Raw genomic sequence first — 25291 nt, forward strand, 5'->3', positions numbered from 1 at the left:
GGCTATGTCGTGTTCGGTCCGGTTGTGAGCCGGCGGGTTGTGGCACGGCTATTTCACTGGCTGCTTTTGTTGGCTAGTTTGGGCACCTATATGACTAACTGTGCGTTGAGGTCTGTATAGGGGGGGAGTATGATCTTGGCGCATAAACAACAGAACGGGATTCACGATGCAATATAAACATCAGTATGTAGATGGTACCGCCGTTGATCTGCCAGTCGGTAAAGTGATCTGTGTTGGCCGCAATTATGCCGAGCATGCCGCGGAGCTGGATAACCCGGTGCCCAGCCAGCCCATGTTGTTTATGAAGCCTTCCACCGCGGTGGCGGATATGGCCGAACCGCTGGAGATCCCGCTGGATTATGGCGAAGTTCACTACGAAACCGAGATCGCCATTCTGATCGGTGAACCCCTGAAGAACGCCAACAAGTTTGTGGTGGAAGGGGCCATTGCCGGCATCGGCTTAGGGCTGGATTTAACCCTGCGTGACCTGCAGAGCAAGCTGAAAGAGCGCGGCTACCCGTGGGAAAAAGCCAAAGCGTTTGATGCCTCCTGCCCGCTGTCTGCCTTTGTGGAGCCGGCAGCAATTGCGGATATTGATGATGTCAGCCTGAGCCTGACGGTGAACGGTGAGTTGCGTCAGGCCGGTAACAGCCGCCTGATGGTGCATAAGATTTATGCCTTGATCGCCTATATGAGCCATCACTTTACTCTGTTACCCGGCGATGTGGTGATGACCGGCACACCGGCTGGTGTGGGTGCCATTAACCCTGGCGACCGCCTGCTGGTTGAACTGGCGGATTTGCTGCGGGTAGAAACCCATATTCTGTAAGTGTTGTTTGGATTGGATAAATAACCAAAGTTGTGGATTAAAACCTTTCACACTCTGGTTATGATGCGCTCTTGAATGAGCATGGCCGGTATTTTTTTATTTGGATTATTAACCCATGTTGTGGATAAAGACTTTTCATATTCTGGCGATGACGAGCTGGATGGCGGGCATCTTCTACCTGCCACGTATTTTTGTGCATTACGTGGAAGGCCGTGAGGCCGGTCAGGATGTGGCCCGGCTGGAGATTATGGCCGGTAAGCTGTATGGCTTTATGACCATCATGGCGATATTTACCCTGGGGCTGGGGACCTGGCTGTGGCTGGGGTATGGTTTCAGCGGTGGCTGGCTGCACGCCAAGCTGACTTTCGTGCTGTTGCTGATCGGCTACCATGTGTGGTGTCGCCAGTACTTGCAGAAGCTGCGCGCAGGCACGTTAAACCGCAGCGGCCGCTATTTCCGTTTATTCAACGAATTGCCGTTGCTGATCTTTATTCCGATTCTGATTTTTGTGGTGGTGAAGCCGTTCTGAGGCGTTGCCGCAACGCTTAGCCGCGGCTGTCGAGCTTGCTCTGCAGTTGCGCAATGCGGGCTTCGATACGGTCCGTGCCCTGTCTTACCTTGCCGACCTGATTCAGGAAATGCTCTATTTCCGGGCGGGTCGGTAACAGGTGTATTTCTTCCTTGAGATATTCTTCCAGATTCAGCTTCAGGCTGTGGCCTGCCTGCAGGTAGAAGTTGGCCTTGTAGCGGATAAAGGCGGCCAGCTGGCCGGCGGGTAAGTCGCCGATGATGCTGGCAAGTATGCCTTCCCAGTCCAGTGCGGCGTCTTTCAGTATGTTGGTGAAGCGGGTCGCCAGCGCGCTCTCGCCGCTGATGCGGATGCTTTTACCAAACATGGCATCCTGCTGGTCTTTACTGCTTAACAGGGTCAGGAAGTCGCTGCAGGTGCCGCTGAGGGTTACGTCGGCATCGTCCTGCTGCATCAGGTCCATTTGCAGGCCCGCAGGGTGCGGCTGAATGGAAAGGTGCAGGTTGGCGTCGGTGAGTTCAACGGCAATGATCTTGCCGTTTAAGCGGGCCAGTCGCCGGGCAATGTCCGGGTTGCGGCAGAGCAGCGGATTAACCGCGGCTTCTGCCAGTGTCAGCAGGGTGGCGCCAAACAGTTCTGCAGCCATTGGCTTACGGCTTGATGCCGGTGTGCAGGGCGACGATACCACCGGTCATGTTCTGGTATTTGCACTGTACCAGGCCGGCATTGGTCATCATGTCTTTCAGGGTTTCCTGATCCGGGTGCATGCGGATGGATTCCGCCAGGTAACGGTAGCTGTCTTCGTCACCGGTGATCAGCTTGCCGATTTTCGGCAGCAGGCTGAAGGAGTAGGTGTCGTATACCTTGGTCAGCAGCGGGTTTTCGGTTTTGGAGAATTCCAGCACCATCAGCTTGCCGCCCGGCTTGAGTACACGGGTCATGGAGGCCAGTGCTTTGTCTTTGTCGGTGACGTTACGCAGGCCGAAGGCAATGGTAATGCAGTTGAAGCTGTTGTCCGGGAAAGGCAGGGCTTCAGCGTTGGCCTGTACGAATTCAACGTTGCCGGTAATGCCACGGTCCATTAAACGGTCGCGGCCCACTTTCAGCATGGAGTCGTTGATGTCCGCCAGAATGACTTTACCTTCGCTGCCCACCAGACGGGAGAAACGCATGGTCAGGTCGCCGGTGCCGCCGGCAATGTCCAGTACCTGATGGCCACGGCGTACACCGCTCTGTTCGATGGTCAGCTTTTTCCAGACCCGGTGAATACCGCCAGACATGAGGTCGTTCATGACGTCGTATTTGCTGGCAACGGAGTGAAATACGTCCGCAACTTTGCCGGCTTTTTCGTCCACATTTACTTGTTCAAAACCAAAGTGTGTCTGGTCCTGGGATTTCTTCTGATCGGTCATGGCGGGCCTGTCTGAATAAAGCGCTTCTAATTAGGTGGGGATTTTACAGAGCTGCGTTGCGCTTGTCTTGGTTTATGTCAAAGGAGATGGGGAATTCTCCGGTGCGCAGTGGCACCGGAGGGGGATAACCAGCGTTCAGATGCCGCGGGCGATCATATTGTTGTTGCGGGTTTCGCCGGCGTCGGCGAGGTCCTGCAGGTATTTGTCCCAGTAGGCCTGTTGGTTGGTGCACAGTTCGTACAGGTAGTCCCAGGTGTACAGGCCGCTGTCGTGACCGTCATCGTAGATGATCTTCAGGGCGTAGTTACCGCTGGGTTCAATGCCTTTAATGCCGACAAACTGTTTGCCGGTTTGCAGCACTTCCTGACCTTTGCCGTGGCCGCGCACTTCAGCAGACGGCGAGTGTACCCGCAGGTATTCGGCTGTCAGTTCATAGGTTTCATCAGGGTATATGAGTTCCAGCGTGCGGGACTTCTGATGCAGCTTTATATCTTGTGGGAATTTACTCATGGTCATGCTCCGGCAGCCTGACCGGAGTCCGGGCAGGCTGCTGTGTGTTCAGGCTCTGACGTTACAGGATGTAGTGGCTCAGATCTTCGTTCTGGCTCAGTTCACCCAGTTGCTCGTCGACGTAAGCCCGGTTGATTTCAATGGTCTGGCCGTCTTTGTCGGACGCTGTGAAAGACACTTCTTCCAGCAGGCGTTCCAGCATGGTGTGCAGGCGGCGGGCACCGATGTTTTCGGTACGTTCATTGATCTCGAATGCCAGCTCTGCCAGACGGTTGATGCCGTCTTCCGCGAAGGAAACAGTTAAGCCTTCGGTGGCCAGCAGGGCGCGGTACTGTTCAGTCAGTGAGGCGCTTGGCTCGGTCAGGATGCGGCGGAAGTCGTCCGGCGTCAGGGCGTTCAGTTCAACACGGATCGGCAGACGGCCCTGCAGTTCCGGAATCAGGTCTGACGGTTTGGCCAGATGGAAGGCACCGGAGGCGATGAACAGAATGTGGTCGGTCTTGATCATGCCGTACTTGGTGGATACGGTGCTGCCTTCGATCAGTGGCAGCAGGTCGCGCTGTACACCTTCACGGGATACGTCGGCACCCTGGCCTTCACGCTTACATACCTTGTCGATCTCATCCAGGAAGACGATACCGTTCTGCTCAACCGCTTCAACGGCCATTTGCTTGAGGTCGTCGTCGTTGACCATTTTCGCGGCTTCTTCGTCAATTGCCTGTTTCAGGGCTTCTTTGACTTTCACGCGGCGCGGCTTGGCCTGCTGGTTACCCAGGTTCGAGAACATGCTCTGCAGCTGGTTGGTCATTTCTTCCATGCCCGGCGGGGCCATGATTTCCACGCCCATTTGCGGCTGGCTCAGTTCAATTTCGATTTCTTTGTCGTCCAGCTTGCCTTCACGCAGTTGCTTGCGGAACAGCTGACGGGTGGCGCTGTCCTGCTTTTCTGCCGGCTGGTCGAAGCCTGTCGGGCGGGCCGGTGGCAGCAGGGCATCCAGAATGCGTTCTTCCGCGGCGTCTTCTGCGCGGAAGCGGACTTTTTCCATTTCCTGTTCGCGCAGCATGGTGATGGCGGTGTCCATCAGGTCGCGGATGATGGTTTCAACGTCGCGGCCTACGTAGCCCACTTCGGTGAATTTAGTTGCTTCAATTTTGATGAACGGGGCGTTGGCCAGTTTCGCCAGGCGACGGGCGATTTCGGTTTTACCGACACCGGTCGGGCCGATCATCAGAATGTTCTTAGGAGTGACTTCAACGCGCAGCTCGGCATCCAGCTGCATGCGGCGCCAGCGGTTACGCAGGGCGATAGCAACGGCGCGCTTGGCGTCGTCCTGACCGACGATGTGGCGGTCCAGTTCGTGAACAATTTCGCGGGGGGTCATGTTAGACATTATAAAAAGCTCCGGCGTCGCTTAAGCAGTTTCTGCTTCAAGCTGTTCGATAGTCAGGTTGGCGTTGGTGAATACGCAGATGTCTGCGGCGATCTGCAGGCTCTTTTCTACGATGTCACGGGCGGGCAGTTCGGTGTTGTCGACCAGTGCACGGGCAGAAGCCAGCGCAAAGTTGCCGCCGGAACCGATGGCGATGACGCCGTCTTCCGGTTCGATGATGTCGCCGCTGCCGGAAATCAGGTAAGTCTTTTCTTTGTTGGCAACCAGCATCAGGGCTTCGAGCTTGCGCAGTACGCGGTCGCTGCGCCATTCGCGGGCCAGATGAACCACTGAGTTGAAGATGTTGCCCTGGTGCTTGTCCAGCTGCTGTTCGAACAGATCCAGCAGGGTGATAGCGTCGGCAGTGCTGCCTGCGAAACCGGTGATTACCTGATGCTTAGGTAACTGGCGTACTTTACGGGCGGTCCCTTTCATTACGGTGTTGCCGAGGGATACCTGGCCGTCGCCGCCGACAACAACCTGGTTGCCGCGTCGTACTGATACTATGGTGGTCATGGGTAAAATAAAGTCCCGTATCGGTTCGTGATTGACTATCAATATGGGACTGGATGGGGATATTTCAATAGGTGGCGGCCAATTAAGCAGATAATTGGCCGCACGCAGGCAAGTGGCTGATGATTTTTAGCTCGGGCGGGAGGAGCGCCGGTTACTTGGCAACCCGCAGTAACGGGTCGATGTTCATGCGAACCAGCTTGTCCTGAGCTTTGTTCAGTGCAAGGCGGCTGTCGAACGGACCGGCCAGTACCTGATGCCAGAGGCTGCCATCGCTGTTGGTTACCTTACGGGTGTGCACGTTCGGCAGGCCCTGAATGATCAGCCTGGCGCGCATCTGTTCGGCATCCTGTGCGCTGCGGAATGAACCGGCTTGCAGGATATAACGCTTCTTCAGTTTTTCTGTTTTCGGCGTGGACTTATAGGTACCGGCGTTGCTGGTATCCACTTCGCTTTCACGCAGCATCTCGTAGAATTCGTAATGCTCACTGCTCTTGTCAGTTACCTGAACCCCGGAGTTGCTGCTGTCAGATTTTGGCGCAGGCTTGGCTGCCGGTTTAGGGGCTGGCTTAGGCGCAGGTTTTGCCACTTGTTTCTGAACAGGCTTAGGGGCGGGCTTGGGTGCCGGTGTGGTGGTTCTTGCCGGTGTGCTGCTGGCGCTGGCTTCTGCCTGTGGATCAGGGGTTACCTGAGTCAGTTGCCACAGGGCATAACCAAAGCCGACCAGAAATACCGTGCTCAGCAGTACCCGGATCAGCGGGAAACCGGATTTAGTCGGCTGCGCTTTAGCCGGCGCAGCTTTCTTCCGCGGGGCGCGGCTGGCAGCCGCCTTACCCCGTGGCTTTTTCTTGGCGTAGTCCCGCGGTGCCATGGATTACATGTGCTCCGGTGCGCTGACGCCCAGCAGGTCCAGACCGTTGGCCAGTACCTGACGGCAAGCCGCGCTCAGGGTGATGCGGGCGTTACGCAGTTCAGCGTCTTCAATCAGCATCTTGTTGCTGTTGTAGTAGCTGTGGAAGTCACCGGCCAGATCTACCAGGTAGTTGGCGATCTGATGCGGTTCACAGTTTTCAGCAGCACGCTGTACCACTTCTGGGAAGGTGGCCAGACGTTTCATCAGGGCTTTTTCTGCGTCGGTATCCAGCAGGGCCAGATCGACTTTCATGTCCTGATTCCATTCCCAGCCGCGCTCAGCCAGTTTGCCGATCACGCTGCATACACGGGCGTGGGCGTACTGGATGTAGTAAACCGGGTTGTCGTTGCTCTGGGAGATCGCCAGATCAATGTCGAAGGTCAGCTGTGATGTAGTCGCACGGGCAACCAGGAAGTAACGGGTTGCATCGCGGCCCACTTCTTCGATCAGATCCTGCAGGGTTACATAGCTGCCGGCACGTTTGGAGATTTTAACTTCTTCACCGCCACGCATAACCATCACCATCTGGTGCAGAACGTAGTCTGGCCATTTTTCCGGGATGCTCATACCAGTGCTCTGGCTAACCGCCTGAACGCCGGCGCGTACCCGGGTGATGGTGCTGTGGTGGTCGGCACCCTGTTCGTTAACCACACGTTCGAAGCCACGGTTCCACTTGTTCAGGTGATAGGCAACGTCCGGTACGAAGTAGGTGTAGCCGCCGTCGGTTTTGCGCATTACACGGTCTTTGTCGTCACCGAATTCAGTGGTTTTCAGCCACAGTGCGCCGTCTTTCTCGTAGGTGTAGCCGGAGTCGATCAGTTGCTGCACGGTCTTTTCAACCATGCCTTCGCTGTACAGGGAGGACTCCAGGAAGTAGACGTCGAAGTTAACGCCGAAGGCTTTCAGATCCTGATCCTGTTCGCGGCGCAGGTAGGCAACGGCGAAGTCACGGATGGCTTCTAGGTTATCGGCATCTTTCTGGCCGGTCACCTGCTTGTCTTCGGCTTCAATGCTGTCGCCGGCCATGTAGCTGGCGGCCAGTTCTGTAATGTAATCGCCACGGTAACCGTCTTCCGGCCAGCCTGCATCTTCAGGGCCAAGGCCTTTGCAGCGTGCCTGGGTAGACAGGGCCAGGTTGTTGATCTGTGCGCCGGCATCGTTGTAGTAGAACTCGGCGGTTACATCCCAGCCGGTTGCATTTAACAGACGGCAGATGCTGTCGCCCACGGCTGCACCGCGGCCGTGACCAACGTGCAGTGGGCCTGTTGGGTTCGCGGATACGAATTCAACCTGTACCTTACGGTTAGCACCGGCATCGCTGTGGCCGTATTTGTCACCGGCTTCCAGAATGCGGCCGACAACCGCTGTGGCTGCGTCGCTGGCCAGGAAGAAGTTGATGAAGCCCGGGCCTGCAATTTCGGTTTTGGCAATGTTTTCAGACGCCGGCAGGGCATCGCAGATTGCCTGAGACAGTTGGCGTGGGTTGGTTTTCGCCGCTTTGGCCAGTGTCATGGCAACGTTGGACGCAAAGTCACCGTGCGCCTTGTCGCGGGTATTTTCTACCATGATACGTCGTTGAGCGTCAGCCGGCAGAGTGCCGTTGTCGGTCAAGGTGTCCAGGGCAGCATTAATAAGGTCCGCAATATGTTGTTTCATGATGAATGTACTGTACCGGTTGGGGCGAGAACACGCCGTATATATCGTTAGGGCCGGCTATTATCCCCTGTCGGCGGCGGTTTGTTAAGTGGCTGCGCAGGAGAATTTTAACGCCCTGTTGTAGTGGTGTTTCAGTGAAGGGCGCTGCAGGCCCGGATGGCCGGGCACTGCGGGGAGATCAGAACATTTCGATGGGGTCGACATCCACCGACCAGCGAATTTTCCGCGCCTCTGCTGAGGCTTCCAGTTGCAGGGTGATGTGATGCACCAGCCCGTGCAGGGTTTTGCGGTCGTGGCTTTGTAGCAGCAGTTGGGCCCGAAACATGCCGGCGCGTTTTTCCATGGGGGATGGCAGTGGGCCGATCCACTGGGGCTTGCCGTCCTGCCGGTCGAATTGCTGGCGCACCTGCATCAGGAACCGTTCTGCCTGCCCCTGATAACGGGCTTCGGCCCGGATCATAATGCAGTTGATGGTCGGCGGCAGGTTGGCACTGTTACGGGTGTTGAGTTCCTGCTGGGCGAAGGCCAGATAGCCTTCGTTGATCAGGCTGTTAATGGTGGGGTGGTCCGCATGGTGGGTCTGCATCACCACCTTGCCGGGTAACTCGGCCCGGCCGGCCCGGCCGGCGACCTGCAGAATTTGCTGGGCGGTGCGTTCCATGCCCCGGAAGTCTGCACTGAACAGGCCGCTGTCGGCATTGAGGATGGCAACCAGCGTCACTTTAGGGAAGTGGTGGCCTTTGGCCAGCATTTGGGTGCCCACCAGAATACAGGGGTCACCGAGGTTTACCTGATCGACAATGTCCTGCAGGGCTTGCTTGCGCTGGGTGGTATCCCGGTCGACCCGGATCACCGGGGTTTCAGGGAAGAGCTGTTGCAATGCGCTTTCGGTGCGTTCGGTGCCTGCGCCCACCGGTTTCAGTTCGGCAGAGCCGCAGCTGTCGCACACCCGGGGAATCGGCCGCTGGCTGTCGCAGTGGTGGCAGTGCAGGTGGGCCGGGCTACGGTGCAGGGTCATGTGAGCATCGCAGCGGCGGCAGTCGGCAATCCAGCCACAGTCGTGACACATCAGGCTTGGCGCAAAGCCCCGGCGGTTGATAAACACCAGTACCTGATTGCCCTGTTGCAGGTGGCCGCCGATCTGTTTGATCAGTGCCGGGCTGAGGCCGTCCTGCAGGTTGTCCTGACGGATGTCGAGTAATTCAAATGCGGGCGGTTTGGCATCGCCGGCCCGCTGGGTCAGTTGCAGCCACTGATAACGTTTTTGCTGCACGTTATACAGGCTTTCAATGGACGGCGTGGCGCTGCCCAGCACAATGGGGATGTTCTCCCGGTGGGCGCGCATGACGGATAAATCCCGGGCGGAGTAGCGGAAGCCGTCCTGCTGTTTAAAGGAGGCGTCGTGTTCTTCATCGATGATGATAATGCCCGGGTGCTTCAGCGGGGTGAATATGGCTGAGCGGGTACCGATGACGATTTTAGCAACCCCGGCGCGGGCCTGTTGCCAGGCTTCCAGCCGCTGTTTGTCGGTCAGGTTGGAGTGCAGCGAGACAATACTGACATTAAAACGGGCTTTAAAACGGGTGACGGTTTGGGGCGTGAGGCCGATTTCCGGCACCAGTACCAGTGCCTGTTTACCCTGTTTCAGCTGGGCTTCGATGGCCTGCAGGTAAACTTCGGTTTTGCCGGAGCCGGTAATGCCGTAGAGCAGCACCGAGCGAAAGCCGCTGTCTTCACTGAGTGAGTCCACGGCGGTCTGTTGCTGAGGATTCAGTGTCAGGGGCGGTTCGCGCAGAATGTTGTCGGCCTGTTCGTCCGGCTGGGGCGTGAATTGCTCGATCAGGCCCTTATCCTGCAAGCCGGTTAAGGTGGCTTTGGTGCCGCCGGCTTCTTTTAACTGTTCCGGTGTGAGCCCTGCCGGGTTGTTCAGCAGCCACTGTAATAACTGACGCTGCTTGCTGGCGTTTTTGGCGATGCTGTTGGTGCTGGCGCCGGGGCAGGCACGCCATTTCATCGCCGGGATATAGTTATCCGCTTCCCCTTTACGTAACAGTACCGGTAATGCCTGACTCAGTGCTTCGCCTGCCGGGTGCTGGTAATAGCTGGCGGACCAGCGGGCCAGTTTCAGCAGGTGGGCCGGCAGGGGCGGTGTGCTGTCGAGAATCTCCAGTGCGGGCTTTAATTTGTTGACCGGTACGTCGGTTGTTTCGGTCACTTCAATTAACACACCGATTAACTGGCGGTTAGCAAACGGCACTTTTACCCGGATACCCGGTACCAGCGTGGCGGTGTCGCAGTCTGCCGGTGGCAGGTAGTCGAACAGGCGACGCAGGGGGGATGGAATGGCAAGACGCAGATATGACATTAACGGTGTTTTCGGGGTTGTTGGAGTGTCAGTTAAGGGGGCTATTAAATCCTGTTAACACGGGGTTTACCAGCCGCAGATACAGCCTTTTATTAAGCGCTTGCCGGTGGGCAGATGAATGCGTATAATCGCGGGCCTTATTCCCATGGGTGGTCGGTTTAACCGGCAGCCCGAATGCGGTGCCCGGCAAAAGATCGGGTGGCGGCATTACAAACTACTTGAGGTTTCATCATGAAAGACGGTATCCATCCTAATTACGTAGAGATGAACGCTACCTGTTCTTGCGGCAACGTCGTTAAGACTCGTTCTACTCTGGGCAAAGACATTCACCTGGACGTTTGCAGCCAGTGTCACCCTTTCTACACTGGTAAGCAGAAAGAAGCGACCACTGGTGGCCGTGTTGACCGCTTCAACAAGCGTTTCGGTGCTCGCTCTCTTAAGAAGTAAGCGATTGCAGATTATGAAAAAGGCGCCTGATGGCGCTTTTTTTTTGCTTTGCAAAAAATACCGACAAAAGTCTGAAGTTAGGCTGATTTTTATCTATCCCGCAGATAGGTAGTGGTTCTTCCTGTAAATCAAGGGATTAACAAATATAAATGCCATAAGAGCCCGGCCGGGTCGCGAGGGAAATACTTTTTGTCGCTTTGTTTACAGAATTTTGGACTGTTCTGTCGGTTGAGGGGCGTCGGGCTTTTCTATATGATGCCAAGTCCTAAGGAGTCTGGAATGCCCCTGTTAGTCGGAGTAATGGGCTGTACATCCAGATTTCCGGATGACTTATAACTAATAAATTACTTCTTGGAATTGCGACCATGTCTGAAGATATGAAACAAGCTGCACTCGATTATCATGAGTTTCCTCGTCCGGGTAAGATCAGTGTAGAGCTGACGACATCCGCTGCCTCTGCCCGTGATCTGGCTCTGGCTTACAGCCCAGGTGTGGCTGAGCCGGTCCGCGCTATCGCGGAAAACCCTGAGAATGCGTATAAGTATACGGCGAAAGGAAACCTGGTTGCAGTTATCTCTAATGGTTCTGCGATTCTTGGCCTTGGCGATCTTGGCCCGCTGGCGTCTAAGCCGGTAATGGAAGGTAAATCCCTGCTGTTCAAGAAATTTGCCGGCGTTGATTCCATTGATATCGAAGTTGATTCCGAAAGCCCTCAGGCACTGATCGATACGGTTGCCCGTATTGCTGACACCTTCGGCGGTATTAACCTGGAAGACATCAAGGCACCTGAGTGTTTTGAAGTTGAACGTGCGCTGATCGAGCGCTGCAACATTCCTGTTTTCCACGATGACCAGCACGGTACTGCGATTGTAACCGCTGCAGGTATGATCAACGCCCTGGAAATTGCCGGTAAGAAGCTGGAAGAAGCGTCTATCGTTTGCCTGGGTGCCGGTGCTGCTGCACACGCCTGCATGAAGCTGCTGGTGAACATGGGTGCCAAGGTTGAAAACATTTACATGATCGACCGTACCGGTGTTATCCACTCTGGCCGTGACAACCTGACGCCGGAAAAAGCAGCGTTTGCCACTGAAACTGACAAGCGTACCCTGGATGATGCGATCGAAGGCGCTGACGTATTCGTTGGCCTGTCCGGTCCTAACCTGCTGGCGGCTGATCAGCTGAAGAAGATGGCGGCTAACCCGGTTGTATTTGCCTGTGCTAACCCTGATCCGGAAATTAAGCCGGAACTGGCACACGAAACCCGTGATGATGTGATCATGGCGACTGGCCGTTCTGATTACCCTAACCAGGTAAACAACGTTCTGGGCTTCCCGTTTATCTTCCGTGGTGCACTGGATGTTCGTGCGACTGCCATTAACGAAGAAATGAAGGCAGCTGCAGTACGTGCCCTGGCGGATCTGGCGAAAGAGCCTGTTCCACAGGAAGTACTGACTGCTTACGATCTGGAATCTCTGGAATTCGGTCGCGGTTATATCATTCCTAAGCCAACGGATTCCCGTCTGCTGGGTGCGGTATCTGAAGCGGTTGCTCAGGCTGCAATCGATTCTGGCGTAGCGCGTCTGCCGCTGCCGGATCACTACCCGCTGACCACTGTGGATGCACTGCTGAACAAGTAAGCATTTCACGGCAGTAGCGTTACTGAATAAAATGCCCCTTTGCAGGGGCATTTTTCGTTTCTGGTACCGGGAATTGCTTCCGGTTGCCGGATGATTGCTGCACAATGCCGCCTTAGATGACCGTATATCTGATTCACCGGAGATTATTCTTTGCTCAGTTACCAGCACGGCTACCATGCCGGAAATTTTGCCGATGTGCATAAGCATCTGATTCTCAGCATGATGCTGCAGTCCCTTACCCGTAAAGATAAGCCGTTGTCGTACCTGGAAACTCATTCAGGGCGGGCAATGTATGATCTCTCGGATGAGCAGGCGCAGAAGAATCAGGAATTCCAGTCGGGTATCAGCAAGCTGTGGCAGGCTGGCCTGAAGGGGACTGAGGTCTACTGTGAAGCGGTTACGGCACAGAACACATCCGGCGAACTGGCGTTTTATCCGGGCTCACCTTCTCTGGCGCAGCATTTTGCCCGGGCGAACGATAAGCTGATGCTGATGGAGCTGCACCCGCAGGAGTCTCAGGTGCTGAAACGGCATTTCCGTCAGGACAGCCGGGTGGCGGTGCACCAGCGTGACGGTTATGAAGGTGTACTGGCGATGCTGCCGCCGAAACCTAACCGTGGCATGGTGCTGATTGATCCGGCGTATGAGGATAAGTCCGAATATGATCAGGTGGTGGCCTTTATTAAGCGGGCTAAGCAGTTATGGCCCAATGGCAGTTATGCTATCTGGTATCCGTTACTGGAAGCAAACCGCTGGAAGAGTATGAAGCATAAGCTGCAGCGTACCAGCATACGGAATATTCTCTGCTCTGAAATCGAGATTAACCCGGCGGATGCCGGTGGCATGTACGGCAGTGGCATGTTGATGGTGAATCCGCCCTGGCCGCTGGAAGATAACATCCGGGCAACGATGCCGGGCGTGCTGAGTACGCTGGCGGAAGGCGCTGCGGTTGACCGGCTGGAGTGGCTGGCGCCGGAGTAAACCCGGTTGCCGGAGTGGCTGAAAATTTTTCAGCGACCGTTTTCAGGATACAAAAAAACGGCGATTATCGGAGGATAATCGCCGTTTTTGTGTGTTTCAGGGGCGTTTAATACAGTGCCTGTTCGTCGCGAATCAGGTCTTTGAGCATTTCCAGAAACAGAGTATCGGCTTCGCTGTGCTCGATTGGAATCTTCACATTTGAGCAGGCGGACAGCGCTTCAGCGATGCTGATATTGGCGTTTTCATCGTTGATATGTTCGCGTGCGGCATTCATTGCTTTCTCGCAAATGTCCGGTTCTACCATGATCTTGCGCAGAACAAGCAGTAATTCGTCGATAACACGTTCTTTGTTTTTAATTTCGGCAATGCTCATCGGGTTGTCTCCATGGCGGCTGACTCACGCCTTATAATGACTTGTTATGTAGCTTTTATGTGGGTGTGCACACCACATTTTTTTATCGCTGTTGCCGCCACTATAGCATTCAATCTGAGCATTCTGCATCACCCGGTTTTCTGTGCCGGGGGAATTCCCCGACTGCTTGAATAATCATTGACTTAATGGCAGAATTGCTGCCTCAAAAATTTATCTCTCTGGCTCAGTAGGTTACCCCGAAGGCCAGGTTAAATAAGCGTCACCCAGCTTATTTATTCAGGACCTTTCCCGAGTTGATCCTCAGATTGGTGCCGAATTAAGATTGCTCCTGCCTGCCTCAATACCCCGAGCCTTTGCAAGAGCCTGCTGGATGATGTCGAATCGCCGGTGGGCGGTTTGCGCACGTCTGCAGTATCGTAACTAGTGATCCGTCGCCGTGGAGCGATGTGAATAGAGGGTGAAGAAGTGGAATTATTATCAGGCGCAGAAATGGTTGTTCGCGCCCTTAAAGATGAGGGCGTTGAGTACATCTACGGGTATCCGGGTGGAGCGTTGTTGCATATTTATGATGCACTGTTCCAGCAGGAAGATGTAAAGCACATTCTGGTACGTCATGAACAGGCAGCCACCCATATGGCTGATGCGTATGCCCGTGCGACCGGTAAGGCCGGTGTATCGCTGGTGACTTCAGGTCCGGGTGCGACGAACGCAGTAACAGGTATTGCTACTGCTTATATGGATTCGATTCCGATGGTTGTTATTACCGGTCAGGTAATGAGCCATCTGATTGGTGAAGATGCCTTCCAGGAAACCGATATGATCGGTGTTTCCCGTCCGGTGGTTAAGCACAGTTTCAGCGTGCAGAACCCGGAAGACATTCCTGCCATCATCAAGAAAGCTTTCCACATTGCTGAAAGCGGCCGTCCGGGCCCTGTTGTTGTGGATATCCCTAAGGATATGACCACACCGACTGAGCGTTACCCGTACGAGTATCCTGCGTCTGTGAAACTGCGTTCTTATAACCCGGTTTCCCGCGGTCATACCGGCCAGATCAAGAAAGCCATGGATATGGTGTTAAGCGCCAAGCGTCCGGTTATCTACAGCGGTGGCGGTATCGTCATGGGCGATGCCAGCAATGAGCTGACTGAACTGGCGCAGATGCTGAATGTACCTGTTACCAATACCCTGATGGGCCTGGGTGGCTACCCGGGTACTGACCGTCAGTTTATCGGTATGCTGGGTATGCACGGCAGCTACGAAGCCAACATGACCATGCACCATGCGGATCTGATTCTGGCAGTGGGCGCTCGTTTTGATGACCGTGTTACTAACGCGCTGGACAAGTTCTGCCCGACAGCGAAAGTCATTCACGTTGATATCGATCCGGCGGCAATCTCCAAGACAATCAAAGCGGACGTGCCAATTGTAGGTCCGGCTAAATCTGTCCTGGCAGAGATGGTCAGCATTGTTAAAGCCAGCAAGAAGCAAATCGATAAAGAGGCGCTGGAATCCTGGTGGCAGCAGATCGAAGAATGGCGCACCCGTCACGGTGGCCGTTTCCGTACCGATGACAGCGAGCTGATGAAGCCGCAACAGGTTATCGAGATGCTGAGCAAGGTAACAAATGGTGATGCGTACGTTTGTTCAGACGTAGGTCAGCACCAGATGTTTGCTGCACAGTACTACAAGTTTAATAAGCCTAACCGCTGGATCAACTCCGGTGGCCTGGGCACCATGGGCTTTGGTTTGCCAGCCGCCATGGGTGTGAAACTGAACTTCCCTGACGCCGACGTTGCCTGTGTAACCGGTGAAGGCAGTATTCAGATGAACATTCAGGAACTGTCGACCATTAGCCAGTATGACATTCCGGTTAAGGTTATCTGTCTGAATAACCAGTCTCTGGGGATGGTACGTCAGTGGCAGGATATGAACTATGAATCCCGTCACTCTCAGTCATACATGAAGTCTCTGCCGGACTTTATCAAGCTGGTTGAAGCTTACGGTCACGTAGGTATGAAGGTTGATAAGTACGAAGACTTGGAAGCGGCCATGCAGGAAGCGTTCTCGCTGAAAGACCGCATGGTGTTTATGGATATTGCAGTAGATCCATTCGAACACGTATATCCGATGCAGGTGCCTCGCGGCTCCATGCGTGATATGTGGCTGACCAAGACGGAGAGAACTTAATCATGAGACATATCATTTCTGTGTTGATGGAAAACGAACCGGGTGCTTTGTCTCGGGTTGTTGGTTTGTTCTCGCAGCGTAACTTCAACATTGAGTCTTTGACTGTTGCACCGACTGAAGACGCGACTCTGTCCCGTCTGACAGTTACTACGCTGGGCAGCGACCGGGTTATCGAACAGATCACCAAGCAGCTGAATAAGCTGATTGACGTGGTTAAGGTTGTTGACCTGACTGAAGGCGATCATATTGAGCGTGAGCTGATGATGATCAAGCTGAAAGCCACTGGTCAGATGCGCGATGAGATCAAGCGTACGGCGGATATTTTCCGCGGTCAGATCATCGATGTGACGCCGACCACTTACACTGTTCAGCTGGCCGGTGCCAGTGACAAGCTGGATGCTTTCATTGATGCAATCGGCACGTCCGGCATCATGGAAGTTGTCCGTACCGGTGTTTCCGGTCTGTCACGGGGTGAGAAGGTGCTGAGCCTGTAATCCCGAAACAGTGATCTACAAAAATGCCGCTCAATGAGCGGCATTTTTTTTGTCCGGGGACTATACTTAAAATCCGCTTCCGTTTTGCTGCGGTAACAGAAGGTGCGGCCGGTGTGTTTTTTATGGGGATGTACGTGACCCCGGGTTCACCGGCAATTCAGTTACCCTATGGCTATGTAGGACGGGAATGATGGGCGTCTGACAGGTTGTTGGCGGCAGCTGAAACCTCCCGGCGCTCAAAATAGGAGGTGTCTATGTTCCCAGACATTAAACTTCAACCAGCCTCGCTGCTGGTCAGTGCGTTGGCAGTAGCAGTACTGTTTGCGCTGGCTGTGACAGTGAACAGCAGTACTCTGCAACCCCTGAATCTGACCGGTTGCCAGTATCACGAAAATGACAGCGTAACCGCTGTGACTCCGTTACGCTGGCAAGTAGATCATAATTCCCGTTGGCCAAAGTCTCATGATGCATGGCTGGATGATGAAATGATCGTTTGAGTCGGAACATCGCAGAGTAAGTTCAGGTTGTTTACAGCCTGCAGTTATGAAAACTGTACTACGCACAATTTCCGAAACCCCTAATTTCGGAAATTGTGCGAAACCTCCCTCAAAGTGCTTCTTAAGTTATTCAATTTACGGCTTTTGTGGTCTGGTTTTTCTGTTATAGGCGTATTACTCTTGTGGTCTTCGTTAATGAGCAGAGAACACTACATGCGTGGCAAACTTCTTTATCTGGTGGGGGCTTCGGGCAGTGGCAAAGACAGCTTACTGGACGGTTGCCGTCAGCGGCTGAAACCACAGCACGGCTGTTTTGTTGCCCACCGTTATATCACCCGTGCGGTCAATGTCGGCGGTGAGAATCATATCCACTTATCGGAAGATGAATTCGAAATGCGGGTGAACATGGGCATGTTCGCTATGCAGTGGTATTCCCACGGTTATAGCTATGCGGTTGGCTCTGAAGTGGAAAACTGGCTTGCCAACGGCATCAATGTGGTAATGAACGGTTCCCGTGAGTATTTACCTTTTGCGATGCACTCGTACCCGAACCTGATTCCGGTGCTGGTGGACGTTAATGCGGATGTGCTGCGTGAGCGCCTGACCAAGCGTGGCCGTGAAGATGCGGATGAGATTGAAGCTCGTCTGCAGCGTCACGATGAGATTGTGGATACCCTGCCGGATGATGTCCGCCGGATCGATAACAACGGTGATGTTCAGTACGGCGTTGCCCAGCTGATTAAGCTGATTGAAGAGCTGGCACCTTCGGAAGTGACGCCGAGCTATTCCACCCACTGATGATCTGAATACTCCGGCTGTGCCGGACTCTGAATATGAAAGGCTGCCGGAAGGCGGCCTTTTTTGTGTCTTGTCTATACTGAATCAAAGCGTGATGTTGTCGGTATCGTACTGATACGGCAGGTATTTTCAGTGTGGAGCAGGGTATGCGCCGATTGATTGCGGTAATCATGATAGGGCTTTGGGCCGCTCTGGTGAGTGTGCCTGCTACTGCCAGCGAGACATTCCGGGTTGCCATTGTGGACCGTTTTTACCCTCCGGTGAACGGCTTTGTCACAGAGGAAGACCGTGACCAGCATACCTGGCTGTATGGCATGCTGGATCTGGATAATGACGAATATAAAGAGCCTTACTATCACGGCGATATTGTTCGGCTGATTGCTTCTGATCCCCGGTTTATATTTGTGCAGTATCCTCTGTCCGGACAGGGGCATCCGATGGCGGATATTCTCCGTAACCTCAGGGTGATGCAGGCCCGTCAGGCGACGATGCCGGTGGATGCACTGATACTCTCCTGGGAATCTTCAACCCTGGTCAGTGCCTTTGATGTGCCGCTAAGTCTGGGCCGGGTACGGCACTATAAGGACATTGTGCGTCAGTGGGGGGATAAATATCCTGAGTGGCGTTATACCCATGAAATTATTCTCGCCCTGGAAGCGCTGGTGGCTGAAGGGGTGATGGTATTTACCATTTCCGGCAATGGCGGCCGTGGCATGGTGAATACTTTTTCATTTGCAGAAGGTGTGAGAACAGTCGGTTCCATTGAGCGGGAGCTGCAGCACTTTATTGCCGATAACCCCTTTGTGGATATGCGTACCCGGGCGGCTTACCAGTTAACCCGTGTGGATAACCCCGCCGGCAAGCCGCTGGGTTATGACATTGACGGTGATGGCTGTGTGGATATCCCCCTGTCTAAACTGACGGCCCGCACAGGCGGTAATACTGACTACCCCAGACATTACTGGAAGACTCTGAAAGGCTCTTCGTTTGCTGCACCTGCTGCAATGAAAGGGCTACTGCTCGAAGGTCAGGCAAACAGCTGTTAAGATGCGTTTTTTTCTGTTGCCGGAGCTTTTCTGTTATGCCGTATCGTCTTGAATGCAAAGTCCGTGATTATGAACTGGATATGCAGGGCATTGTGAATAATGGTGTGTATTTCAACTATTTAGAACATGCCCGTCATGAGTTCCTGCTTTCCCGCGGGGTGGATTTTGCCGCACTGGCTCAGCAGGGCATCAATCTGGTGGTGGTACGTTCTGAGATGGACTACAAAGCCTCGTTGACCAGCGGTGATGAGTTTGTCATCGAAGTCACTGTAGAGCGGATCAGCAAGGTTAAATTCGGCTTCCGCCAGCGGGTGATCCGTTTATCGGATGAAAAGCTGTGTCTGGATGCGCTGGTGATCGGTGCGGCGCTGAATGAGCGCGGCCGTCCGGCGGTACTGCCTGAAGTAGAAGCGCTGTTTACTGAGTAACAACTTACAGTTGCGCCCAGAATGCGCTGATGATGGGGCTTTGTAGCTTCTTCTTCAGCGCGAATAAACCCACTTCATAGGCTTTCAGGGCCGGGGCGTTTTGCAGAATGCGTACCCGGTCAGCCAGCGGGCTGTTATCCAGCACGATTTTAGGAACTACGCCGACGCCGAATCCAAGGCTGACCATGCTCACAATGGCTTCGTTACCGGCCACCTGTGCATAAATCAGCGGGTTAATGCGGTTGTCCTTAAACCACTGATCCGCCCGTTTACGGGCAACCCCTTCTTCCGACAGGATCATCGGTACGTTTTGCCATTGCACCGCCGGCTCTGCCAGCAGCGGATCCAGACTGGCGTCCTGTAACGGCGCAATAAATACCAGCGGTGAGGCGGCTATCGGTTTGAAGGCCAGGGTGGATGCCAGGCTGTCCGGTTTGGCGGCAATGGTGATGTCTTCATTACCTGACATGATGCGGGCGATGGCGCCTTCTGCATCACCGGTGTGCAGCTTAATGGCAATTTTAGGGTGCTGCTGGCGAAAGTCGCTGAGGATATCGTACAGAAAGCTGTAACTGGCGGTGACCGAGCAGAACACGCTGATTTCTCCGTGGAGCTCCTGAGCTTCAGCCAGTAAGTCATTACGCACCACGTCCCACTGAATAAGGGCTTCGCGGGCATATTCCTGAAAGACTTTGCCTTCGTGGGTCAGCGAGACCGTGCGGTTATCCCGCTCAAAAAGGCTCACACCCAGGCTTTCTTCCAGTTGCTTGATGCTGCGGCTCAGAGCCGACGGGCTGATATGGCAGGCTTCGCTGGCCCGGCCGAAATGCAGGCTGTCGCTGAGGCTGAGAAACAGTTTGAGATTCTTGATATCCATAGGCCGGAATTATTGCATAAGCCGGGGGAAAACACCTCCGTTGCTATGCCCACTGGCAGAATGAGGATAAATTTGCTGCGAGCGCTTCATTGCCACCACGCAACAGGGTATTCTCATTGGGCACGAGATAAAGTATCAGCGTGATTAAGGCTGATCACGACAGGCAATAAGGATCGATGAATGGCAATGCCATTGTTCATATATCTACACGGTTTTAACAGCTCCCCGGATTCGATTAAGGCGCGCCAGTTTCAGGCGGCTATGGCCGCGGCAGGCAGGGCGGATGATGTCCTTGTGCCGGCGCTGAGCCACTGGCCGGCAGAAGCCATTGCCCAGGCTGAAGCGCTGATCCGGCAGCACGAAGGCCGTGACATCACCTTAATCGGCAGTTCACTGGGTGGCTATTACAGTCTCTGGCTTGGCGAGCGCTACGGGGTGCGTGCGGTGCTGGTAAACCCGGCAGTGCGGCCTTATGAGTTGCTGGCCGAAATGCTGGGGCAGCAGAGTAATCTTTACACCGGCGAGGCGTATACCCTCACCGAGCAGCATTTACAGCAGATGCTGGCGATTGACGTGCCGTCACTCAGCCAGCCTCAGAATTATCTGCTGCTGACCCAGACGGATGATGAAACCCTGGATTACCGTCAGGCGGTGGATAAGTTAACGGATTCCACCATGTTGATTCAGCAGGGTGGCGATCATGGATTCCAGCAGTTTGATGCACTGATTCCGGCAATTCTGGCGTTTTCTGAAGGCCGGGTTGAGCTGCCGGAGGTCCCCGGGTTACCCTCTGTGGATTCATAAAAACAGTTTGTTATGTAAGCGCGTACATCAGCAGATGCAATGCCTGATGATTACCGGTCGCCGAACAGCAGCGCCGGCATAAGAAGGACAGTAGAGAAGAATGACCAATTATAATGCGGACGCGATAGAGGTCCTCAGTGGCCTGGACCCGGTGCGGCGTCGACCGGGCATGTATACCGAAACCGACCGGCCAAATCATCTGGCACAGGAAGTCATCGATAACAGTGTCGATGAGGCACTAGCCGGCCACGCCAATCAGCTGGATGTGGTACTGCATAAAGACGGTGCCATCAGTGTCAGCGATAACGGCCGGGGGATGCCGGTGGATATTCACCCGGAAGAAGGGGTGAGCGGTGTCGAACTGATTTTGACCCGGCTGCACGCCGGCGGTAAGTTCTCCAATGATAACTATAACTACTCCGGCGGTTTGCATGGGGTAGGGGTGTCGGTGGTAAACGCGCTTTCCAAATTATTGGAAGTGACCATTAAGCGTGACAGCAAAGTGTACCGGATGAGCTTTGCCGACGGTGAAAAAGTCTCTGATCTGGAAGTGGTGGACAGCTGTGGAAAGCGGAACACCGGTACCACTGTTCGATTTTTTCCGGATGCCAGCTACTTTGATACGCCGAAGTTTAATCTGACTAAACTGAAGCACATGTTGCGGGCCAAGGCGGTACTGTGTTCCGGCCTGCGGGTCACCTTTACCGATGAAACCGGCGCGAAGAAGGAAAAAGAAGAGTGGTATTACGAAGACGGTCTGGTGGACTATCTCAAAGGTACGACTCAGGTATTTGAAACCCTGCCTCAGGAACCATTTACAGTTTCTTTTCAGGGTGAGATTGATGCGGTTGATGTGGCCCTGCAGTGGTTGCCGGAAGGCGGTGACCTGACTGGTGAGAGCTACGTGAACCTGATCCCTACCGCTCAGGGCGGTACCCACGTGAACGGGCTGCGTACCGGTTTGCTGGATGCCATGCGCGAGTTCTGTGAAATCCGCAGCCTGCTGCCCCGTGGTGTGAAAATTTCAGCGGAAGATATCTGGGAGCGTTGCTGCTACATCCTTTCCGTGAAAATGCAGGACCCGCAATTCTCCGGCCAGACAAAAGAACGTTTATCTTCCCGTCAGATTGCCGGCTTTGTGTCCGGTGCCGCTAAAGATGCTTTCAGTCTGTGGCTGAACAGCAATGTTGAAGACGGTGAAGCCCTGGCTGAGCTGGTGATCAGCAATGCCCAGAAGCGTTTGCGGGCCAACAAGAAAGTTATCCGTAAGAAGGTTACTCAGGGGCCGGCGCTGCCGGGTAAGCTGGCGGACTGTTCCGGCAGCGAAGCCCTGAACGGCGAGCTGTTCCTGGTGGAGGGTGACTCTGCGGGTGGTTCGGCCAAGCAGGCCCGTGACCGTGAATATCAGGCGGTTATGCCGCTGCGGGGTAAGATTCTTAATACCTGGGAAGTGGATTCCGGTGAGATTCTTGGCTCTCAGGAAGTGCATGATATTTCGGTGGCGATTGGTGTGGAGCCGGGCTCGGATGAGCTGGAAGGCTTACGTTACGGCAAGATCTGTATCCTTGCGGATGCGGACTCCGACGGACTGCACATTGCCACCCTGCTGTGTGCACTGTTTGTCCGTCACTTCCGTCCGCTGGTCACCGCCGGGCATGTATATGTGGCGATGCCGCCGCTGTACCGGATTGATGTTGCCAAGGATATTCACTACGCGCTGGATGATGCGGAAAAAGAAAGCATCATTGCCCACATTAAGGCCGAGCGTAAGAATGCCAAGATCGGTGTACAGCGCTTCAAGGGTCTGGGTGAGATGAACCCGTTGCAGCTGCGTGAAACAACCATGTCGCGGGATACCCGCCGTCTGGTACAACTGACCATCGAAGCCGGTGATGATACCAACGAAACCATGGATATGCTGTTGGCCAAGAAGCGTTCATCTGACCGTAAAGAGTGGCTGGAAACCAAGGGTAATCTGGCGGAAGTCTGAGGTCTGTTATGCCAGACAGCTGGCTTAGGAAAAGAATATGAGTGGAACCGTACATATCGATGAAGGCGTAGAACGCCTGTCATTAAAAGAATATACCGAGAAGGCGTATCTGGATTATTCCATGTACGTCATCCTTGACCGGGCATTACCGAATATCGGCGATGGCCTGAAGCCGGTACAGCGCCGTATTGTCTATGCGATGTCTGAGCTGGGGCTTAAATCCACTGCCAAGCACAAGAAGTCTGCCCGTACCGTGGGTGACGTGCTGGGTAAATTTCATCCCCACGGTGACAGTGCCTGTTATGAAGCCATGGTGCTGATGGCGCAGCCGTTCTCTTACCGTTATCCGCTGATTGACGGTCAGGGGAACTGGGGGTCGCCGGATGATCCGAAATCCTTTGCGGCGATGCGTTATACCGAAGCCAAGTTGGCCCGCTATGCGGATGTACTGCTGAAAGAAGTGGGTCAGGGCACGGTAGACTGGGGCCCTAACTTTGATGGCAGCTTGCAGGAACCACTGACCCTGCCGGCCCGTTTACCAAACATTCTGCTTAACGGTACTACCGGTATTGCCGTGGGTATGGCGACGGATATTCCGCCCCATAACCTGCGGGAAGTAACCCAGGCCTGTATCCAGCTGCTGAATAAGCCAAGCAGTACGGTTGAAGAGCTGTGTGAAATTTTGCCCGGCCCGGATATGCCAACCGATGCTGAGCTGATCACCCCGCGGCATGAGCTGCGCAAGATGTATGAAACCGGTAAAGGCAGCCTGCGGATGCGGGCGGTTTATACCCAGGAGCAGGGTGATATTGTCATTACGGCACTGCCTCATCAGGTATCCGGCGCCAAGATTCTGGAGCAGATTGCCCAGCAGATGCAGCAGAAAAAGCTGCCGATGGTGTCTGACCTGCGGGATGAGTCTGACCACGAAAACCCAACCCGTCTGGTAGTGGTGCCACGTTCCAACCGGGTGGATATTGAACAGCTGATGGCGCACCTGTTTGCCAGTACGGATCTGGAACGTACCTACCGGGTGAATATGAACATGATCGGCATTGATGGCCGCCCTCAGGTGAAGAATCTGCGTCAGATTCTGACTGAGTGGCTGACCTACCGTACCGATACTGTGCGTCGCCGGTTACAGCACCGTCTGGATAAGGTGCTGGCCCGTCTGCATATTCTGGAAGGTCTGATGGTGGCCTACCTGAATATCGATGAAGTAATTGAAATCATCCGCACGGAAGACAAGCCCAAGCAGGTGATGATGGAACGTTTCGGCATCAGCGAAATTCAGGCGGAAGCGATTCTTGAAATCCGCCTGCGTCAGCTGGCCAAGCTGGAAGAAATCAAGATCCGTGCTGAACAGGACGAATTGGAAGCTGAACGTAAGCAGCTGGAAGAAATCCTGGGTTCCGACAAACTGATGCGTAAGCTGATTAAAGATGAGCTGAAAGCGGATGCCAAAGAGTTTGGCGATGACCGCCGTTCCCCGATTGTCACCCGTGAAGAAGCCAAGGCACTGGATGAGAAGGCACTGCTGAGCGCTGATCCGATTACAGTTGTATTGTCTAAGCAGGGCTGGATCCGCGCGGCGAAAGGCCATGATATCGATCCGAACGGCCTGAACTATAAGTCTGGCGATGGCTTTAAGCTGGCCTGCCGGGGGCGGATGAATCAGCCGCTGATCCTCATGGATACCACCGGCCGGGCCTATGCGCTGGAATCCCATACGCTGCCATCAGCCAGGGGACAGGGTGAACCGGTTACCGGTAAGCTGACTTTACCTAAAGATGCCACCATCGATGGTGCAATTGCCGGTAAAGATCAGGATGCGGTGCTGCTGGCGTCTGATGCCGGTTATGGATTTGTCACCAAGATTGCCGATCTGACCAGTAAGACCCGTACTGGTAAGGCGGCCCTGACGCTGCCGAAGAATGCTAAAGGTATGAAGCCACTGGCCATTGCTGATAAAGCGTCTGACTTGCTGGTGGCAGTAACCAATGAAGGCCGGATGCTGGTCTTCCCGGTTGCTGAACTGCCGGAGCTGGGCCGCGGTAAGGGTAACAAGATCATCAATATTCCGTCGGCGCGGGCAGCTGCCCGTGAAGAGTTGCTGGTGGCGATGGTAACCTTGTCTGCTGAAGATACCCTGCTGGTGCATGCCGGCCGACAGCATCTGAAGATGAAGCCTGCAGACCTTGAGCACTACCGGGGTGAGCGTGGCCGCCGGGGTAATAAATTGCCACGGGGTTATCAGCGGGTAGATTCACTTGAAGTGACGGCTGCTGCCAGTGCTTCAGAAGAAGAACCGTCTGAATAAATCTGTGTAGCCGGGCTTAACCCCGGTAAACGTCAGACAGCAAAAAGGCGCTCAGTGAGCGCCTTTTTTGTATTCTTCGCCGGAGCGTGAGGAAGGTGGCTATTAGGCGACCTTCTGCTCGTTGCTCTTTGCGTTCATGAGTACCCACTGATGCGGGACGCTGGTGAGCGCAATTTCCGCATGACAGCTACTGCAAGCGTACAGCGTATTGTTGTGCACGTGCTTCACTTCCTGGAGATTGTCATGCAGGCGAATG

At 54.4% G+C, this 25291-nt stretch carries 24 protein-coding genes; 14 read left to right on the forward strand and 10 right to left on the reverse strand.

Features of this window, described 5'->3' with window-relative positions; translation table 11 throughout:
• Nucleotides 1-166 precede the first annotated feature (166 nt).
• Together JYB63_RS20965 and JYB63_RS20970 are read left to right on the forward strand one after the other, a co-directional pair.
• A complete protein-coding gene (locus JYB63_RS20965; RefSeq protein WP_205659889.1) occupies nt 167-829 on the forward strand; it encodes a fumarylacetoacetate hydrolase family protein in 663 nt (220 codons plus the stop codon).
• Nucleotides 830-944: 115 nt separating this feature from the next.
• Nucleotides 945-1358 carry a CopD family protein gene (locus tag JYB63_RS20970; protein WP_205659890.1) on the forward strand — a complete coding sequence of 138 codons (414 nt, stop codon included), beginning with the start codon at nt 945-947 and terminating at the stop codon, nt 1356-1358.
• Nucleotides 1359-1374: 16 nt separating this feature from the next.
• Here the strand turns inward: JYB63_RS20970 and JYB63_RS20975 are convergent, their stop codons facing one another.
• The 8 genes from JYB63_RS20975 to JYB63_RS21010 form a co-directional block, all read right to left on the reverse strand.
• Nucleotides 1375-2004, reverse strand: coding sequence for a ubiquinone biosynthesis accessory factor UbiJ (locus tag JYB63_RS20975; RefSeq protein WP_243432102.1), 630 nt, complete (start codon nt 2002-2004; stop codon nt 1375-1377).
• Nucleotides 2005-2008: 4 nt separating this feature from the next.
• Nucleotides 2009-2770 carry a bifunctional demethylmenaquinone methyltransferase/2-methoxy-6-polyprenyl-1,4-benzoquinol methylase UbiE gene (ubiE, locus tag JYB63_RS20980; protein ID WP_205659891.1) on the reverse strand — a complete coding sequence of 254 codons (762 nt, stop codon included), beginning with the start codon at nt 2768-2770 and terminating at the stop codon, nt 2009-2011.
• 135 nt (nt 2771-2905) lie between these two features.
• Nucleotides 2906-3280: a gamma-butyrobetaine hydroxylase family protein gene (locus tag JYB63_RS20985; RefSeq protein WP_205659892.1), complete on the reverse strand. Its 375-nt coding sequence runs from the start codon at nt 3278-3280 to the stop codon at nt 2906-2908.
• Nucleotides 3281-3341: 61 nt separating this feature from the next.
• The gene (gene hslU, locus JYB63_RS20990) at nt 3342-4670 is read right to left on the reverse strand and encodes an ATP-dependent protease ATPase subunit HslU (protein WP_205659893.1); all 1329 of its coding nucleotides are present in this window, start codon (nt 4668-4670) and stop codon (nt 3342-3344) included.
• Between the two features lie 21 nt (nt 4671-4691).
• The gene (gene hslV, locus JYB63_RS20995) at nt 4692-5225 is read right to left on the reverse strand and encodes an ATP-dependent protease subunit HslV (protein WP_205659894.1); all 534 of its coding nucleotides are present in this window, start codon (nt 5223-5225) and stop codon (nt 4692-4694) included.
• 151 nt (nt 5226-5376) lie between these two features.
• A complete protein-coding gene (locus JYB63_RS21000; RefSeq protein WP_205659895.1) occupies nt 5377-6093 on the reverse strand; it encodes an SPOR domain-containing protein in 717 nt (238 codons plus the stop codon).
• Between the two features lie 3 nt (nt 6094-6096).
• Complete coding sequence (gene argS, locus JYB63_RS21005; RefSeq protein ID WP_205659896.1) at nt 6097-7791, reverse strand: arginine--tRNA ligase; 1695 nt, start codon at nt 7789-7791, stop codon at nt 6097-6099.
• A 178-nt stretch (nt 7792-7969) separates the two neighbouring features.
• The gene (locus JYB63_RS21010) at nt 7970-10156 is read right to left on the reverse strand and encodes a primosomal protein N' (protein WP_205659897.1); all 2187 of its coding nucleotides are present in this window, start codon (nt 10154-10156) and stop codon (nt 7970-7972) included.
• A gap of 231 nt (nt 10157-10387) precedes the next feature.
• On the opposite strand from JYB63_RS21010, the gene rpmE reads away from it, so the two are divergent.
• From rpmE to JYB63_RS21025, 3 genes are all read left to right on the forward strand, one after another.
• Complete coding sequence (rpmE, locus tag JYB63_RS21015; RefSeq protein WP_205659898.1) at nt 10388-10603, forward strand: 50S ribosomal protein L31; 216 nt, start codon at nt 10388-10390, stop codon at nt 10601-10603.
• Nucleotides 10604-10968: 365 nt separating this feature from the next.
• Nucleotides 10969-12240 carry a malic enzyme-like NAD(P)-binding protein gene (locus JYB63_RS21020; RefSeq protein WP_205659899.1) on the forward strand — a complete coding sequence of 424 codons (1272 nt, stop codon included), beginning with the start codon at nt 10969-10971 and terminating at the stop codon, nt 12238-12240.
• Between the two features lie 150 nt (nt 12241-12390).
• Nucleotides 12391-13221, forward strand: a complete 831-nt coding sequence (locus JYB63_RS21025) for a 23S rRNA (adenine(2030)-N(6))-methyltransferase RlmJ (RefSeq protein WP_205659900.1) — start codon at nt 12391-12393, stop codon at nt 13219-13221.
• Nucleotides 13222-13327: 106 nt separating this feature from the next.
• Here the strand turns inward: JYB63_RS21025 and JYB63_RS21030 are convergent, their stop codons facing one another.
• The gene (locus tag JYB63_RS21030; RefSeq protein ID WP_205659901.1) at nt 13328-13594 is read right to left on the reverse strand and encodes a hypothetical protein; all 267 of its coding nucleotides are present in this window, start codon (nt 13592-13594) and stop codon (nt 13328-13330) included.
• A gap of 465 nt (nt 13595-14059) precedes the next feature.
• Between JYB63_RS21030 and JYB63_RS21035 the strand changes: the two genes are divergently transcribed.
• From JYB63_RS21035 to JYB63_RS21060, 6 genes are all read left to right on the forward strand, one after another.
• Nucleotides 14060-15781: an acetolactate synthase 3 large subunit gene (locus JYB63_RS21035; protein ID WP_205659902.1), complete on the forward strand. Its 1722-nt coding sequence runs from the start codon at nt 14060-14062 to the stop codon at nt 15779-15781.
• A gap of 2 nt (nt 15782-15783) precedes the next feature.
• The gene (ilvN, locus tag JYB63_RS21040) at nt 15784-16275 is read left to right on the forward strand and encodes an acetolactate synthase small subunit (protein WP_205659903.1); all 492 of its coding nucleotides are present in this window, start codon (nt 15784-15786) and stop codon (nt 16273-16275) included.
• A gap of 254 nt (nt 16276-16529) precedes the next feature.
• The gene (locus JYB63_RS21045; RefSeq protein ID WP_205659904.1) at nt 16530-16772 is read left to right on the forward strand and encodes a hypothetical protein; all 243 of its coding nucleotides are present in this window, start codon (nt 16530-16532) and stop codon (nt 16770-16772) included.
• Nucleotides 16773-16967: 195 nt separating this feature from the next.
• A complete protein-coding gene (phnN, locus tag JYB63_RS21050; protein WP_243432103.1) occupies nt 16968-17570 on the forward strand; it encodes a phosphonate metabolism protein/1,5-bisphosphokinase (PRPP-forming) PhnN in 603 nt (200 codons plus the stop codon).
• Between the two features lie 146 nt (nt 17571-17716).
• Nucleotides 17717-18616 carry a hypothetical protein gene (locus JYB63_RS21055; protein ID WP_243432104.1) on the forward strand — a complete coding sequence of 300 codons (900 nt, stop codon included), beginning with the start codon at nt 17717-17719 and terminating at the stop codon, nt 18614-18616.
• Between the two features lie 35 nt (nt 18617-18651).
• Nucleotides 18652-19044, forward strand: a complete 393-nt coding sequence (locus JYB63_RS21060) for an acyl-CoA thioesterase (RefSeq protein WP_205659905.1) — start codon at nt 18652-18654, stop codon at nt 19042-19044.
• Between the two features lie 4 nt (nt 19045-19048).
• Here JYB63_RS21060 and ilvY read toward each other — a convergent pair whose 3' ends face one another.
• Nucleotides 19049-19921, reverse strand: a complete 873-nt coding sequence (gene ilvY, locus JYB63_RS21065; protein WP_205659906.1) for an HTH-type transcriptional activator IlvY — start codon at nt 19919-19921, stop codon at nt 19049-19051.
• A 180-nt stretch (nt 19922-20101) separates the two neighbouring features.
• On the opposite strand from ilvY, the gene JYB63_RS21070 reads away from it, so the two are divergent.
• The 3 genes from JYB63_RS21070 (at nt 20102) to parC (ending at nt 25035) form a co-directional block, all read left to right on the forward strand.
• Nucleotides 20102-20725, forward strand: coding sequence for a YqiA/YcfP family alpha/beta fold hydrolase (locus tag JYB63_RS21070; RefSeq protein ID WP_205659907.1), 624 nt, complete (start codon nt 20102-20104; stop codon nt 20723-20725).
• A gap of 100 nt (nt 20726-20825) precedes the next feature.
• Nucleotides 20826-22715, forward strand: coding sequence for a DNA topoisomerase IV subunit B (parE, locus tag JYB63_RS21075; protein ID WP_205659908.1), 1890 nt, complete (start codon nt 20826-20828; stop codon nt 22713-22715).
• Nucleotides 22716-22752: 37 nt separating this feature from the next.
• A complete protein-coding gene (gene parC, locus JYB63_RS21080) occupies nt 22753-25035 on the forward strand; it encodes a DNA topoisomerase IV subunit A (RefSeq protein ID WP_205659909.1) in 2283 nt (760 codons plus the stop codon).
• Nucleotides 25036-25291 lie beyond the last annotated feature (256 nt).

This window comes from Aliamphritea spongicola, assembly GCF_017051665.1.
GTDB classification, from domain to species: domain Bacteria; phylum Pseudomonadota; class Gammaproteobacteria; order Pseudomonadales; family Balneatricaceae; genus Amphritea; species Amphritea spongicola.